Raw genomic sequence first — 15,192 nt, 5'->3', positions numbered from 1 at the left:
CGACGAGCCGACGGCGGCCCTCCCGGCAGGAGTCGGCCAGCCGCCGCAGGGCGACGAGGCCGGCTCGTGCTCGTCGACACCCTCGGTGTGTCCGGTGTGGACGGCCGTGCCCCCGCGGCACTACCGCTCGTCGCGGGCGCCGACGCCGTCCTGTCCGTGTCCGCCGCGGGCCGCGAGCTCACCGGACCCGAGATCACCGACCCCGAACAGGTGCGCCGGCTGTGCCCGACGCTCGTCGACGTCGTCACCAAGAGGCCGCTACCCGCGCCGGGCCGACGTCCGGCGCGAACCCGTCCCCGGATCCGGCCTGCTCGCCCTGCGCGGCTGCACCCTGCGCGCGGCCGAGTACGCGGCGCTCACCGCGTCGGCCCGCCGTCCCGTCGTGGAGCTCGACGCCACGCGGGTCTCCCCCGGCGGTTCGTCGCGGCCATCGGACACGACGGCCTCCTCGACGCCTGGGGCGTGCACGGGATCACCGAGTCGGTCGCCCTCGTGCGGCGCGGGGCGACCACGCCGCGGGCCCGGGCCGCTGATCCGCCGGCCGGGGCTCGACGAGCTCACCCGGGTTCTGGAGGTCCGGGTCGGCGAGCGGGCCGCGGCGCTGCGGAGGCGTGGGACCCGTCAGAACCCGTGCGTCGTGATCGTCGGCGGTCCCCCGGCGCGGAGGGCCTCGAACACCTCGCGCTCGTGGGCGACGACGGGATCGGGTAGGGCGTCGAGCGGGAACCAGCGGAGGTCAGCGGCCTTGGCGCGCTCGACCAGCCGCGGCGTGCCGGTCCACCGGCGGCAGGTGAAGAAGAAGTCGACGCGCTCGTCGATCGGGTCACCCGTGGCCTCGGTGCGGTGCATCGCGGTCAACGGCTGGAGGTCCACAGGCGCGATCTCGACGCCCAACTCCTCCCGGGCCTCCCGCACCGCCGCCTCCAGCACCGACTCGCCCTTCTCGACGTGCCCGGCCGCGGCCGTCGCCCAGAAGCCGTCGCGGAACCCGGTGTTCTGCCGGAGCTGGAGCAGGATCTCGTTCGGCTCACGGCACAGCACGACGTAGGCGGCGGGCACGAGCTGGTAGCGCGGACTCACCACCTCACCGTAGATCCGGACGCGGCACACGGGTGCAACACGGTGGCAATGCCGCGCGCCTAGCGTCACGCACCGACGCGAGCTCGCGGGAGGTGACGCCATGGCCGGAACGGCTCGCCCAGGCCTCCGCACCAGCGGTGGCCGCCTCGGGGCCGTCCCGCCGCGCGACGCCGACCTGCGCTTCCGCACCGTCCACGGCTACCGGCGCGCCTTCCGCGTCGCGGGGTCGGGTCCGGCCGTCGTGCTGATCCACGGGATCGGTGACAGCTCGACGACCTGGGAGACCGTCGTCCCGGCGCTGGCGCGGCGTCATCTCGTGATCGCGCCCGACCTGCTCGGCCACGGCCGTTCGGACAAGCCGCGGGCGGACTACTCGGTCGCCGCCTACGCCAACGGCGTCCGCGACCTGCTCGGCGTGCTCGGGATCCGCCGCGCGACGCTCGTCGGGCACTCGCTCGGCGGCGGCGTCGCGATGCAGTTCGCCTACCAGTTCCCCGACCGCACCGAGCGGCTCGTGCTGGTCGGCAGCGGCGGCGCCGGACCCGAGGTCAACCCGGTGCTGCGGGCCATGACCTTGCCCGGCGCGACCGCCGCTCTCCACGCGCTGCGGCTGCCGACCATGCGCTGGCAGGTGGGGGCGGTCGTCGAGGCCCTGCGGGTACTCGGCACGGGGCTGGGAACCGACGCGCCCGACATGCTGCGGGTGATCGACGCCCTGCCCGACGCGACCGCCCGCGCGGCGTTCATCCGGACCCTGCGCGCGGTCGTCGACTGGCGCGGCCAGGTCGTGACCATGCTCGACCGCTGCTACCTCACCCGCGGCATGCCCACGCTGCTGATCTGGGGCGCGCGCGACGCGATCGTGCCGGTCGCGCACGGGCGGCGCGCCCACGAGGCCATGCCCGGCAGCCGACTGGAGATCTTCCCCGACGCCGGACACTTCCCGTTCCACACCGACCCGCGCCGGTTCGTCGGCCTGCTCGAGGAGTTCCTCGCCGGCACCGAACCCGCGCGTTGGAGCCCGGAGCAGTGGCGCCAGCTCCTACGCGCCACCCCGGACACCGTCGCCTCCGCCGAACCCTCGGCCCAGCGATCCGCCACCTGAAAGCTCAGTACGGATCCCTGACGCGCTCGGAAGAGTTCAGATAGCGCATTATGGCTCCATAACGCGTCCAGAGGGCGCCGGATTGCGCATTATGGTTCCATAGTGCGATAAGAATGCCCGAGATTTCGCGTTATGGTTCCATAATGCGTGTCCGACGCCCGAGGAATCGCACGTTGGTTCCATGGTGCGGGAGATGCGGACGGCCCCGCTCCCGGAGCGCGGGGGCGGGGCCGTCCGTCAGCGGCGGCTCAGCTGCAGCCGCTGGTGGAGCCGCAGCCCTCGCAGAGGTAGCAGGAGCCCGCCGGGCGCATCTTGGTGCCGCAGGTGAGGCAGAGCGGCGCGTCGGCCGCCTTGCCCAGCCGCAGCTCGAGCAGCTCGGTGGAGCTGCCGACCTCGACCGGCGCCGGGTCCACACCGGCCGGTTCGGTCGACGGCGGCGTGATGTCCACGCTGGACCGAACGGCGTCGAGGTCCACATCGGTGTCGATCGGGCCCGAGCCGTAGTCCTGCTCCACCTGCGACGCCCGCTCCGCCGCGGAGAAGATGCCCAGCTGGGCGCGCTTCTCGTAGGGCAGGTAGTCCAGCGCCAGGCGGCGGAACAGGTAGTCCAGCACCGAGGTGGCGATCCGGACGTCCGGGTCGTCCGTCATGCCCGCCGGCTCGAAGCGCAGGTTGGAGAACTTCGAGACGTAGAACTCCAGCGGGATGCCGTACTGCAGGCCGACCGAGATCGACATGGAGAAGGCGTCCATGACACCGGCCAGGGTCGAGCCCTGCTTGCCGAGCTTGACGAAGATCTCGCCCAGCCCGTCGTCCGGGTAGGAGCCGGCGGTCAGGTAGCCCTCGGCCCCGGCGACCGTGAAGGACACGGTCTGGCTCGGGCGCTTCTTCGGCAGCCGCTTGCGGATCGGCCGCTGCTCGACGACCACCTGCGGCTCGGCCTCGGCCTTCTCGCTCTCCGAGGACGACCTCGCCTTCTTGCCGGCGGAGAGCGGCTGGCCGACCTTGCAGTTGTCGCGGTAGATCGCGAGCGCCTTGAGGCCGAGCCGCCAGCCCTCGAGGTAGATCTTCTCCACGTCGTCGACCGACGCGGCCTCGGGCATGTTGACCGTCTTCGAGATGGCGCCCGAGAGGAACGGCTGCACCGCGGCCATCATCCGGACGTGCCCCATCGGCGCGATCGAGCGCTCGCCCATGGCGCAGTCGAAGACCTCGTAGTGCTCCGGCTTCATGCCCGGCGCGTCGACGACGTGCCCGTGCTCGGCCACGTACTCGACGATCGCCTCGGCCTGCTCGGCCTGGTAGCCGAGCTGGTCGAGCGCCCGCCGCACGGTCTGGTTGACGATCTGCATGGAGCCGCCGCCGACCAGCTTCTTGAACTTGACCAGCGCCAGGTCCGGCTCGATGCCGGTCGTGTCGCAGTCCATCATCAGACCGATGGTGCCGGTCGGGGCCAGCACGGAGGCCTGGGCGTTGCGCCAGCCGTTCTTCTCGCCGGTGGCCAGCGCGTCCTTCCAGGTGAGGGTGGCCAGCTTCTGGATGGCGGTGCTGGCCGGGAAGGTGCGGTAGCCGTCGTTGGCGGCGGCGTGCTTGCGCATGACGCGCTGGTGCGACTCCGCGTTGCGGGCGTAGCCCTCGTACGGACCGACGACACCGGCGAGCTCGGCGGACCGTTTGTAGGCGGCGCCGGTCATCAGCGAGGTGATCGACGCGGCGAGCGAGCGGCCGCCCTCGGAGTCGTACGCGTGCCCGGTCGCCATGAGCAGCGCGCCGAGGTTGGCGTAGCCGATGCCCAGCTGCCGGAACTTGCGCGTGGTGTCCGCGATCGGCTCCGTCGGGAAGTCCGCGAAGCAGATCGAGATGTCCATGGCCGTGATGATCAGCTCGACGGCCTTGGCGAAGCGCGGCGCGTCGAACCGGCCGTCCTCGCCGAGGAACTTGAGCAGGTTCAGCGAGGCCAGGTTGCAGCTGGAGTTGTCCAGGTGCATGTACTCCGAGCACGGGTTCGACGCGCTGATCCGGCCCGACTCGGGGCAGGTGTGCCAGTCGTTGATGGTGTCGTCGTACTGCAGGCCCGGGTCGGCGCACTCCCAGGCGGCCTGGGCGATGCCGCGGAACAGCGTCCGGGCGTCCGTACGCTCGATGATCTCGCCGGTGGTGCGGGAGCGGAGCCCGAAGTCGGTGCCGCCCTCGACCGCGTGCATGAACTCGTCCGTGACGCGGACGGAGTTGTTGGCGTTCTGGTACTGCACCGACGTGATGTCGGAGCCGCCCAGGTCCATGTCGAAGCCCGCGTCGCGCAGGACGCGGATCTTCGCCTCCTCCTTGGCCTTGGTCTGGACGAACTCCTCGATGTCGGGGTGGTCGACGTCGAGCACGACCATCTTCGCGGCCCGCCGGGTGGCGCCGCCGGACTTGATGGTGCCGGCCGAGGCGTCCGCGCCGCGCATGAAGGAGACCGGGCCGGAGGCGGTGCCGCCGGAGGACAGCAGCTCCTTCGACGACCGGATGCGCGAGAGGTTGAGGCCCGCGCCGGAGCCGCCCTTGAAGATCAGGCCCTCCTCGCGGTACCAGTTCAGGATCGACTCCATGGTGTCGTCGACCGCGAGGATGAAGCAGGCGCTGACCTGCTGCGGCGAGGCGGTGCCGACGTTGAACCACACCGGCGAGTTGAAGCTGAACACCTGGTGCAGAAGCATCCAGGTCAGCTCCTCGGCGAAGATCTCGGCGTCGGAGTCCGTGGCGAAGTAGCCGTGCTCCACGCCGGCGCGGTGGTAGCTGCCGACGACCCGGTCGATCAGGGTGCGCAGGCTGGACTCGCGCTGCGGGGAGCCGACCGCGCCGCGGAAGTACTTGCTGGTCACGATGTTGGTGGCGTTCATCGACCAGAAGTCGGGGAACTCGACGCCCCGCTGCTCGAAGTTCACACTGCCGTCGCGCCAGTTCGTCATGACGACGTCGCGACGCTCCCAGGTCACCTCGTCGTACGGGTGGACCCCGGGAGTCGTGTGGAGCCGCTCGACGGTCAGGCCCCGCCTGACACCCTGCTTGCCGGCCTTCGCGGGCCGGCCGCGGCCCGTTCCCCCCGCGGAGCCCTTGGCACCGGCACCGGGCGTGCTCGCGGTGCTTCCGGCGGACTCCGCCCCGACGGTCTCCGTCATGCTCTCCCTCATTCGCATCCGACCATGTGCTGCACCCTCCGCCGGCTGGGGCGACGGCGGGTGTCCTGCCTGCGAGATCGGGGTCGGCTCGACTTCCGTAGTCCGGGTCGGCCCCACGGGTCCCTCGGACCCCCTACCCGGTCGGTCCCGCGTTCCTCCCGGCCCGGTCCCGCCGGTCGACTGCTTCCCCGGCAGCCGCCCTGCGCAGATCGGCGATCTCCTTCTCGAAGTCCTCGATGGACGAGAAGGAGCGGTAGACGCTCGCGAAGCGCAGGTACGCCACCTCGTCGAGCTCCTTCAACGGACCGAGGATCGCCAGCCCCACCTCGTGGCTGGGGATCTCTGCGGTCCCGCCCGCCCGGACGGCCTCCTCGACGCGGTGCGCGAGCTTCTGCAACGCGTCCTCGTCGACCGGTCGGCCCTGGCAGGCCCGGCGCACGCCGCTCACGACCTTGTCGCGGCTGAACGGCTCCGTGACGCCACTGCGCTTCAACACCGCGAGCACCGGCTCCTCGACGGTGGTGAAGCGCTTCCCACAGGCCTGGCAGGAGCGCCGGCGACGGGTCGCCGCGCCCTCGTCGACCTCACGGGAGTCGATCACCTTGCAGTCCGTGTGACGGCAGAACGGGCACCGCATCCGGACCTCCCCCGACCTCGACGCGCCCGACGACTCGGCCTGCGCCGAACCCAATCTGTGGGCGAACAACACGGATGTAACCACAACATGTAGGGGTCGCGCCATCTCCGTGCGGTGGGTCGTGCGGACTTCCCCCGATCGGGAAGGAACCTCTCACGAGCGCCGTGGCCGGCCCGTCCCCGGGTGCCCCGGTGGCCGGGTGGCGACACCCCGTGACGGCCCGCAGGTCACGCCCGGTTCCTGCACGCCTGCGTGGGTGCCGATCGGACGGAGTACGGGACCGCGACCGTTCGCCGCATCGGCGACACGCCGGTGAACTGCGGGGAACGCGTCGACGGTCGTGGCCCGGCGTGTCGACCTCCTCGGCGTGTCGACGGCACCGGCACTCACCGTGCCCGAGAGGAGACGCACGCCACCCACAGGACGCATCACCGACCCCGGCGGATCCACCGGCGACTCCACTCCGGACGCCGCGGGGACTTCGTCACCCTCGGTCCTCCGGCCTGCCGGTGGCGCCGTCCGGGCTCCCCGGCCGCCCTCGCCGGGCGGCGAGCTCATCGCGCGACGAGGTCGGCGAGCAGACCGAGACCGACGACGACCGTGGCCGACGCCAGCGCCACCGCGGCGACCGCCAGAACCCGGTCGAGCAGGCCGGTGCGGGCCTCGCCGGCGAGCCTGCGGGCCCCACCGGTCCGCTCGTAGCGCGAGAGCCGGGACGGGCGCAGGCGGGGCGCCGGGACGCACCGCGAGTCGGCCACGGCGGGCCGGGGCCGGACGACGGGGTGGCAGCCCGGGACCACGGCGGGGCCGTCGGCCGGACGGACCAGGCGGGCCCGGGCCCCCGACACGTAGGCTCCGACGACGCGCGCCGGCGAACCGGTGGGGCGACCCCGGAGAGCGTGCCCGCGGTCGGCTGCCTCACCGAAAGCGGGACCGCCGGGTCCCCGGCCGACCTCGCGGTCACCGGCGTCACGGCCGAGGTTGCGGCCACCGTACGGACGGACGGCGGAGTCGCGGCCACCGGAATGACGGCCCGCGAGGTCGCGGTCCGCACAGTCGCGGCCGGCGGCGGTCCGGCCGCCGGGCTCCCGAGCGGCCGCGGCGCGGCCCGCCGGGCGGGGACGCGGACGGACCCCCGGGTGCGTGCCGGCCCGCCGCTCGCCCGGCACGCCGGCTCGCGCGCCGCTCGACGAGCCGGCGGGCAGCCCGGACGGCCCGGCGGGCACCGCGCCGGTCGGCACCTCGCCCGACACTTCCCTCGGCTCCCCGACCAGTACTGCACTCCTGGGATCCATGACGACCTCCCACCACTGCGCCGACCCCACCCGAGCCGGATGCCCGGACCACCGGTCGAACGCGTGTGCGATTCCTATCAACCACCACCGACAAGAACCGGTGCCCGCCGTGACCGGCGTCACCGATCGGACGACGAGCCCCGGGCGTCAGGCCGGGACGCGCAGCACGAGCCCGGTGGGCAGCGGCGCCGCGTCCACGGGCAGCGCGTTGTCCGCCGCGATGCGCTCGACGACGGCGGCGGTACCGCCGGCGCCGGCCGGGCCGGCGCCGGGGACCGTCCGCCGTGCAACGTCCCAGATCGACTCCCCCGGCTCGACGGCCACCTGGACGGCCCCCGCCGGCACGGCCGCGCGGACGTGGGCGTCCCCCGCTGCCCCGGCCACGAGCCCGAGCCCGACCACGACGGCGGCGGAGGCCAGGGCGAGGGCGACGACCGCCACGGCGCGCCGCATCCGGTGCCGCGCCGCCGAGATCCTGCCGGTCGGCACGCGCACGGGCGTGCGGAACGTCCGAGGCGCGCCGCCCACCACCATGGCAGGGCCGGACACCCGCCAGGCGCCCACGTGGGCTCCACGGGCCCGCACGGCGGCGTCGGACCCGCGCAGCGCCTCGGCCTCCGGGGTCCGCATGGCGGAACCGCCGATCCGCAGCGCCCGCAGAGCGCTCCCTGGCACCCTCACGGCAGAAGCGGACTCTCCCGCCTCGACTCCTCGGAGCGAGCCACCCCGCACGGGCGCGGCGTGCCCGTGGGAGCAGGGCGCCGGGTCGACGGCCCACGACGACGCCCGTCCCGTCCGCACGACCGGCTCCCGAGCCGCCTCCACGCCACTGCCCGGAGCTTGCGCCGGACGCCGGGCGCGGCGGGAGGTGCGAGCGGGTCGCACCGGCCGCGGCCCCCGGGACGGCCCTGCCTCGCGTTCCCCGTCCATGCCGGTCCCCCGTTCGCGCGCCGGCGGGACCCGGCCGGCCCGGCCGGCGGCGGCCCGGCGCTCGTCGACCGAGTCGCGCCCGCGCGACACGCCGACGCCGCCCCCGCCGCCCCGCCCGCTCGCGCCCGCGGCCGCCGCCGGTCCGTCCACCACGTCCTCCGCGATCCCCGCGCCGTTCACGGCAGACCCCTTCCGCCTCGTCCGCGCCGCTCAGCGGCCGACTCTCGCACACATGTTCGATTCGAACAACCGTGCGAGGTTCTACCACCGCCGCGACCCCGCGTCACGAGTCCGCGCCGACACGATCGGCGTGTCGTTCGAACATGTGTTTGGCGATCGGCCGGATCCGGGCTACCGTCCGTTCCCGACGGACCGGCCGGCTTCGCCGGACGGGCCGTCCGGGTCACCGACCGGCACCGGCCCGCCCGGCGCCCGGTCCGGCTCCCCGGGAGTACGGCCCGGCGGAACGGGCACGGACTCCGGGGCGACCGGCCGAGGGCACCGGCGACGCGCGGGAGCCGGGCAGCGGATCAGGCCCCGCGGCCGGGACGGGCCCGGGGACGGAGCACGAGACAGGCACACGAGGAGGCGGCAGGCAGATGGCACGGGACGAGTCCGGCGGAGCCGGCGGAACCGGCCGGGAGCCCGGACAGGTGCGCGCCTTCCCGGACCCGCCGGCGGACCCGGTGGGCCTCACCCCTCGGCAGCGCAAGGTGCTCGAGGTGATCCGGGACTGGGTGGAGCGCTTCGGCTACCCGCCGAGTGTCCGGGAGATCGGCGACGCGGTGGGGCTGACCTCCACGTCGTCGGTGCACCACCAGCTCCGCACGCTGGAGCGCAAGGGGTACCTGCGGCGCGACCCCAACCGGACCCGCGCGGTCGACGTGCGCAGCCCGGAGGAGGACTCGGACGGCTCCGACGCCTCCGAGGTCCGCGCCGAGCGGCCGGCGCCGGCGTTCGTGCCCCTGCTGGGCAACATCGCCGCCGGTGGCCCGATCCTGGCCGAGCAGGCGGTGGAGAGCGTGTTCCCGCTGCCGCGCGAGATCGTCGGCGAGGGCACGCTGTTCCTGCTCAACGTCAAGGGTGACTCGATGGTCGAGGCCGCGATCACGGACGGCGACTGGGTCGTCGTGCGCCAGCAGCCGGTGGCCGAGCAGGGCGAGATCGTCGCGGCGATGATCGACGGCGAGGCCACGGTCAAGACCTTCAAGCGCGCCGACGGGCAGGTCTGGCTGATGCCGGCCAACCCGGCCTACGAGCCGATCGACGGTAACGAGGCGACCATCCTGGGCCGCGTCGTCGCGGTGCTCCGCCGGCTCTGACGGGCGGCCCGTCAGGCAGCCTCGACGGGCTCGTCACACGCGAGAGCGGCGCCGCCCGTGCAGGGCCATCGCGCCCGCGGCAAGGCCCAGCAGCAAGACCGCGATCCCACCCCCGATCGCCGCGGGCAGCCAGTCCGGGGCGGGTTCCGGCGGGGTCGCCGGAGGGGGCGGTGCGGCCGTGGGCTCCGGCGGTGCGGCGGCGAGGGTCGCCTCGACGGCGCCGGGCACCGCGCGGAGCCGGCCGCGGTCCAGACCGCGGGTCTCGGACCCGGAGAGCAACGTGCCGTCGGGGAGGAACGCGAGCGCCTCGCCCTGGGGCTCGTCCGGCAGCGGAACCTGCAGGGGCGTGCCCTGCAGCGCGGCCACCAGGTCGCCGGACGGCGGCACGCGGTAGAGCCAGGCGTCGGTGTAGGTGCGGAGGGCGACGACCTCGCGATCGGCGCTCGTCGCCCCACTGGTCACGGTGAAGGCACCGAGGGCGCCGATGGGGCCGCCGCGGGTCTCGGACCGCGGGAAGCCGGCCGAGCCGGCGCGCATCAACGGCGTGGGGCCGGGCTCGGCGAGCGGGCCCGCGGGCCGGTAGACCCCGGCGGTGCCGGTGACCTCCTTGGTGACGAGCACGGGCACGCCGTCGGCGCCGATCAGCACGGCCTCGGCGTCGTGCGGGCCGTCGGGGTAGGTCAGCCGGTGCAGCCGGGCCGCGCCGTCGGGCGGCAGCACGAGGAGGGCCACCGTGTCCCGGGCCCGGTCGTTGTCCCCGGTGTCGGCGACCCAGAACGCGCCGTCGGGCGCGATCGCGAGGTCCTCGGCGTCGTACGGGTCCAGGGCCGCGGTGCGGGTCCCGAGGACCGCGCAGGTGCCCGGGTCGAGCCGGTGGATCGCGACCCGGCTGCCGCCGTCGCTCATCGCCCAGATCCCGCCGCCGGCGTCGACGGCCAGCCCCGAGAGCTCGAGGAGGCGGCGGTCGGTGACCGTGCAGCGGTCCTCGGGTGCGGCCGGCGCCGCGCCCGCCGGGGTGGCGAGCAGCAGCGTCAGCAGGAGGACGGCGCCGAGAACGCCGGTGCGTTCAGCCGCGCGTAGCGACGCGCGCTCCGGCCGGCACGGCGTCGTTCGCACTCCGCGGACCGGCCGCCTCGCCCTCTGCGGAGGACGGCCCGGTCCCCCCGATCGCGAACGGCACGGCCGCGACGGCGAGCTCGGGCCGGACCCGGACGTGCAGGCGCGTGCCCTCCGGGGTGTGCTCGGAGGCGAGCACCTCGCCGTCCGAGTGCAGCCGCGCGACCAGCCCGCCCTCGGTGTAGGGCACGAGCAGCTCGAGGTCGACCTCGGGCCGCGGGAGCCGCTCGGCGATGCAGGCCTTGAGCCGGGCCACCCCGTCGCCCCGGTGGGCCGAGACGAACACCGCGTCGGGCAGCAGGTGCCGCAGCCGGGCGAGCGCGAGGTCGCCGGCCGCATCGGTCTTGTTGACGACGAGCAGTTCCGGCGGCATGGTCCCGCCCTGCTCCTCGCCGATCTCGACCAGGACCTTGCGCACCGCGGCGATCTGGTCCTCGGGCAGCGGGTCCGAGGCGTCGACGACGTGGACCAGCAGGTCGGCCTGGCCGGCCTCCTCCAGCGTGGAGCGGAAGGCCTCCACGAGCTGGTGTGGCAGGTGCCGGACGAACCCGACCGTGTCGGTGAGGGTGTAGGTGCGCCCGTCCGGCGTCTCCGCGCGGCGGGTGGTGGGGTCCAGGGTGGCGAACAGCGCGTCCTCGACCAGGACACCGGCATCGGTCAGCGCGTTGAGCAGCGAGGACTTGCCGGCGTTGGTGTAGCCGACGATCGCGACGCTCGGCACGTCGCTGCGGCGGCGGGAGCCGCGCTGGGTGTCGCGCACCCGGCTCATCGCGGCGATCTCGCGGCGCAGCTTGGACATGCGGTGGCGGATGCGCCTGCGGTCCAGCTCGATCTTGGTCTCACCGGGACCACGGCCACCGATACCCACACCGCCGGCGGCGCGGCCACCGACCTGCCGGGACAGCGCCTCACCCCAGCCGCGCAGGCGCGGCAGGAGGTAGGACAGCTGGGCCAGCTCGACCTGGGCCTTGCCGTCGCGCGAGCGGGCGTGTTGGGCGAAGATGTCGAGGATCAGGGCGGTCCGGTCGATCACCTTGACCTTGAGCTTGTCCTCCAGCTGGCGCAGCTGGCCGGGCGAGAGCTCGCCGTCGCAGATCACGGTGTCGGCGCCGGCGGCCTGCACGGCGACGGACAGCTCGTCGACCTTGCCGGAGCCGATGAAGGTCGCGGGATCGGGCTTGCTCCGCCGCTGCACCAGGCCGTCCATGACCTGGGAGCCGGCGGTCTCGGCGAGCCGGGCCAGCTCGACGAGCGAGGCGTTGGCCTGCTCGGAGCTGCCCTCGGTCCAGACCCCGACCAGCACGACCCGCTCGAGCCGCAGCTGCCGGTACTCGACCTCGGTGATGTCGGTGAGTTCGGTCGACAGACCCGCGACCCGCCGGAGCGAGGACCGTTCCTCCAGCTCCATCTCACCCCGCGAGGGGTCGAGAGCATCGTCGGCAGGCGTGTAGCGCAGGGGGGATTGAGTCATCGTGAGGTCGAGTGTCCCACGTTTCGGGTCGTCGCGTCGGACCGTTTCCCGCGCGTCACCCGGCGGTCTCCCACCACGATCGATCCAGTTCACCGTGCGCGACCAGGACCGCCGGACCGTGCAGGACGGTCGACGCCCCGCCCTCGCGGACCGTGACCTCCAGCCGACCGCCGGGGGTGTCGACGGGCAACCGGCCCTCCCCGCGCCCGGCCGCGCGCAGCGAGGCCACGACGGCCGCCACCGTGCCGGTGCCGCAGGACCGGGTCTCCCCCACCCCGCGCTCGTGCACGCGCATCGCCACCGGCGCGTCGCCGCGTGCGGGCGCGACGAACTCGACGTTGGCCCCGTTCGGGAACAGCGCCTCGTCCCGCCCCGGCGGCACGGTCAGGTCCAGGGCGGCGAGGTCGGTGTCGGTGACGCACGCGAGGTGCGGGTTCCCGACGTCGACCGCCACGCCCGGGAACTCCCGCCCGCCGACCGTCGCGGCGCTCTCGGGGCCGACCAGCGCCCGGCCCATCTCCACGGCGACCCGGTCCCCCTCGAGCGTGACGACCTTGACGCCCGCCCGCGTGCCCAGCGGCAGCTCCCCGCCGCGGAACCAGCCCGCGTGCTGCAGGTACCGGGCGAAGACGCGCACGCCGTTGCCGCACATCTCGGCCACCGACCCGTCCGCGTTGCGGTAGTCCATGAACCACTCGGGCCCGTCGACGCCCAACGCGGCCGACCGGACCACGCGCAGCACCCCGTCCGCCCCGAGCCCGCGCCGCCGGTCGCACAGCGCGGCGACCCGCTCCGGCGTGAGGTCGAGGGCGCCCTCGGGGTCGGGCAGCACGACGAAGTCGTTCTGCGTGCCGTGGCCCTTCGAGAAGGGGATGCCGTCACTCACCGCTCGTCCTCGCAGACGCTCGGCCGCTCGCGTCACTGCGGTGTCCGTGGTTCGCTCGCCGGCGCTCGCTCACGTGACCAGCCTACGAGCCAGCGCCGACAGTTCCGGGTCCGCGCCGTCGAGCCAGTGGATGCGGGGGTCGCGGCGGAACCAGGAGCGCTGCCGGCGCACGAACCGACGGGTGGCGCGGACGGTCTCCTCGGCGGCCGTCGCCAGGTCGTACTCGCCGTCGAGGGCGGCGACGACCTGCTGGTAACCGAGGGCCCGGGATGCCGTCCGGCCCTCCCGCAGGCCCTTCTCCAGCAGCCCGCGGGTCTCCTCGACCAGCCCGGCGGCCATCATCAGCTCCACGCGGCGGGCGACCCGCTCGTCGAGCTCCGCGGTCTCCCGGTCGACCCCGATCAGCACGGCGTCGTACCGGGGCGTGCGCTGCCCCGGGAGCGTGGCCCGGAAGGGGTGCCCGGTCAGCTCGATGACCTCCAGCGCCCGGACGATCCGGCGGCCGTTGCTCGGGAGGACGTTCTGTGCGGCGGTGGGATCGACCTCGGCCAGCCTGCGGTGCAGGGCCGGCGCCCCGACGGCGGCGAGCTCGGCCTCCCAGCGGCGGCGGACCGCGGGGTCGGTGCCCGGGAACTCCAGCTCGTCGACCACGGCCTGGACGTACAGCCCGGACCCGCCGACCAGGACCGGCGTGCGGCCGGCGGCGAGCAGCCCCTCGATCGTGGCGCGCGCCTCCCGCTGGTAGACGGCGACCGAGGCGGCCTCGGTGACGTCGAGGACGTCGAGGAGGTGGTGCGGGACGCCGCGACGCTCGCCGACCGGGAGCTTCGCGGTGCCGATGTCGAGCCCCCGGTAGAGCTGCATCGCGTCGGCGTTGACGACCTCGCCGCCCAGCGCCTCGGCCAGGTCCAGCCCCAGGTCGGACTTGCCCGTCGCGGTCGGCCCGACGACGGCGACGAGCCTCGTCATGCCGGTGTCCAGACCGCCACGTGGTAGGCCACGCCGTAGGGCGCCGCGGAGTACAGCAGCTCGCCGCGCCAGTCCCGGTCCTCCGCGGCCCCGGCCAGGACCTGCCACGGGGCCCGGCCGGCGGCCCACAGCTCGGCGGCGAGCCCGGGGTCGAGGGCGGCCAGGGGGGCGGGGTCGCCGTGCTCGAGGGCCTTCGCGACGCCGGCGTCGAACGGGCCGGCCCGCTCGTCGAGATGGCCGGGGGCCTTCTCCGTGTGGGTGGCCGCGCCGTCGCCGACGATCAGCAGCCCGACCGGGCCGTCGACGGCGTCGGCCTCGGCGGCCAGCTCCCGCCCGAGCCGGAGGCAGTCGGCGGTGGGGGCGTCGTCGGCGACCAGCTCGCCGCGGACGTGCAGGGCGCGTCCGGTCCCGCCGGCGACCCAGCCGGCGACGAGGAGGGGAAGCGGGAGCTCCGGATCCGGCGCGCCCGCCCCGGGACCGAGCACGACCCGGACGTCCCGGCCGAAGCCCGCGAACGTCCCGGCGGTCGCGGGCGGGACGGTCCGGCGGCCGCCCGCGTCGGCTCCCACGGCGATCCACTCCGGCGCCGCCTCCGCGAGCCGGCTCGCGGCCGAGCGCACCGCCGCGCGCAGCTCCGCGGTCTCCCCCGCCGCCCCGGCGGCCAGTTCCGGGACGAGGAGCGGGGGGTGCGGGAGCACGACGACCAGCGAGAGCACGCGACCGACAGTAGTGCGGGCCCGGCGGCCCCGCCGCCACCCTCCGGTCACCCTGCGTGCCCGCTGGGGACCGCAGAGTGGCGCGCTCCGCGACTCGGCGCGCTCAGGCGGCCGTCCGCGGTCTCGTCCGGGTCGCGGCGGTTCCGTGCGCCCGCCCGACCTGTTTGAATTCCGCCGACCGGTGGTCGCGCGTCGCGACCGGCCGGTTCGTGCACGGCCCCGGCGTTCGACGGCGGGGCGCCCGCTTCGTGGCGGGCCCGAACGAGGGAGGACGACGGTGTCGGACGAGCACACGGACGAGACGCAGCGGGAGGGTCTGCCCGGTACCGCCGCGAGCACTCCCGCTTCGGACACCCAGGACACGTCCCGACCGGGCCCGGAAGCGGCGGCCGAACAGGCGGAGCAGCCGGAGCCGACGGAGCGATCCGCCTCGGAGACGGCCGCAGCAGCGGCCGCCGCAGAGGCGGCCGAGCCCACGTCCCCCACCCCGGACACGGCACCGGA

Annotated in this window: 12 protein-coding genes; 2 read left to right on the top strand and 10 right to left on the bottom strand. The window is 74.8% G+C overall.

Going from position 1 to position 15,192, the window contains the following annotated elements:
- Window positions 1-621: 621 nt before the first annotated feature.
- On the bottom strand, window positions 622-1,080 hold the full coding sequence (locus LWC35_RS11225; protein ID WP_232870001.1) for an NUDIX hydrolase: 459 nt from the start codon (window positions 1,078-1,080) through the stop codon (window positions 622-624).
- A 100-nt stretch (window positions 1,081-1,180) separates the two neighbouring features.
- Between LWC35_RS11225 and LWC35_RS11220 the strand changes: the two genes are divergently transcribed.
- Window positions 1,181-2,185 carry an alpha/beta fold hydrolase gene (locus LWC35_RS11220; RefSeq protein WP_232870000.1) on the top strand — a complete coding sequence of 335 codons (1,005 nt, stop codon included), beginning with the start codon at window positions 1,181-1,183 and terminating at the stop codon, window positions 2,183-2,185.
- Between the two features lie 248 nt (window positions 2,186-2,433).
- Here LWC35_RS11220 and LWC35_RS11215 read toward each other — a convergent pair whose 3' ends face one another.
- The 4 genes from LWC35_RS11215 to LWC35_RS11200 all read right to left on the bottom strand — a co-directional run bounded on the left by LWC35_RS11215 (window position 2,434) and on the right by LWC35_RS11200 (window position 7,959).
- Window positions 2,434-5,346, bottom strand: coding sequence for a vitamin B12-dependent ribonucleotide reductase (locus LWC35_RS11215; protein ID WP_232869999.1), 2,913 nt, complete (start codon window positions 5,344-5,346; stop codon window positions 2,434-2,436).
- A gap of 133 nt (window positions 5,347-5,479) precedes the next feature.
- Entirely contained in the window at window positions 5,480-5,983 is a 504-nt protein-coding gene (gene nrdR, locus LWC35_RS11210) for a transcriptional regulator NrdR (protein WP_232869998.1), read from the bottom strand.
- A 554-nt stretch (window positions 5,984-6,537) separates the two neighbouring features.
- A complete protein-coding gene (locus LWC35_RS11205) occupies window positions 6,538-6,831 on the bottom strand; it encodes a hypothetical protein (protein ID WP_232869997.1) in 294 nt (97 codons plus the stop codon).
- A 594-nt stretch (window positions 6,832-7,425) separates the two neighbouring features.
- Window positions 7,426-7,959, bottom strand: coding sequence for a hypothetical protein (locus LWC35_RS11200; protein WP_232869996.1), 534 nt, complete (start codon window positions 7,957-7,959; stop codon window positions 7,426-7,428).
- A gap of 848 nt (window positions 7,960-8,807) precedes the next feature.
- Between LWC35_RS11200 and lexA the strand changes: the two genes are divergently transcribed.
- Complete coding sequence (lexA, locus tag LWC35_RS11195; RefSeq protein ID WP_232869995.1) at window positions 8,808-9,530, top strand: transcriptional repressor LexA; 723 nt, start codon at window positions 8,808-8,810, stop codon at window positions 9,528-9,530.
- A gap of 33 nt (window positions 9,531-9,563) precedes the next feature.
- Here the strand turns inward: lexA and LWC35_RS11190 are convergent, their stop codons facing one another.
- From LWC35_RS11190 to LWC35_RS11170, 5 genes are all read right to left on the bottom strand, one after another.
- Entirely contained in the window at window positions 9,564-10,646 is a 1,083-nt protein-coding gene (locus LWC35_RS11190) for an SMP-30/gluconolactonase/LRE family protein (protein WP_232869994.1), read from the bottom strand.
- The gene (gene hflX / locus LWC35_RS11185; RefSeq protein WP_232869993.1) at window positions 10,597-12,117 is read right to left on the bottom strand and encodes a GTPase HflX; all 1,521 of its coding nucleotides are present in this window, start codon (window positions 12,115-12,117) and stop codon (window positions 10,597-10,599) included. The genes LWC35_RS11190 and hflX overlap by 50 nt, the downstream gene beginning before the upstream one ends.
- A gap of 55 nt (window positions 12,118-12,172) precedes the next feature.
- Complete coding sequence (dapF, locus tag LWC35_RS11180; RefSeq protein WP_232869992.1) at window positions 12,173-13,003, bottom strand: diaminopimelate epimerase; 831 nt, start codon at window positions 13,001-13,003, stop codon at window positions 12,173-12,175.
- Window positions 13,004-13,072: 69 nt separating this feature from the next.
- Window positions 13,073-13,972: a tRNA (adenosine(37)-N6)-dimethylallyltransferase MiaA gene (gene miaA / locus LWC35_RS11175; RefSeq protein ID WP_232869991.1), complete on the bottom strand. Its 900-nt coding sequence runs from the start codon at window positions 13,970-13,972 to the stop codon at window positions 13,073-13,075.
- Window positions 13,969-14,688, bottom strand: a complete 720-nt coding sequence (locus tag LWC35_RS11170; RefSeq protein ID WP_232869990.1) for a class III extradiol dioxygenase subunit B-like domain-containing protein — start codon at window positions 14,686-14,688, stop codon at window positions 13,969-13,971. The genes miaA and LWC35_RS11170 overlap by 4 nt, the downstream gene beginning before the upstream one ends.
- Window positions 14,689-15,192 lie beyond the last annotated feature (504 nt).

The organism is Pseudonocardia kujensis (assembly GCF_021283305.1).
GTDB lineage: Bacteria > Actinomycetota > Actinomycetes > Mycobacteriales > Pseudonocardiaceae > Pseudonocardia > Pseudonocardia kujensis.
The sequence above is the reverse complement of the archived record's forward strand: the minus strand, read 5'-3'. Positions and strand labels throughout refer to the sequence as shown.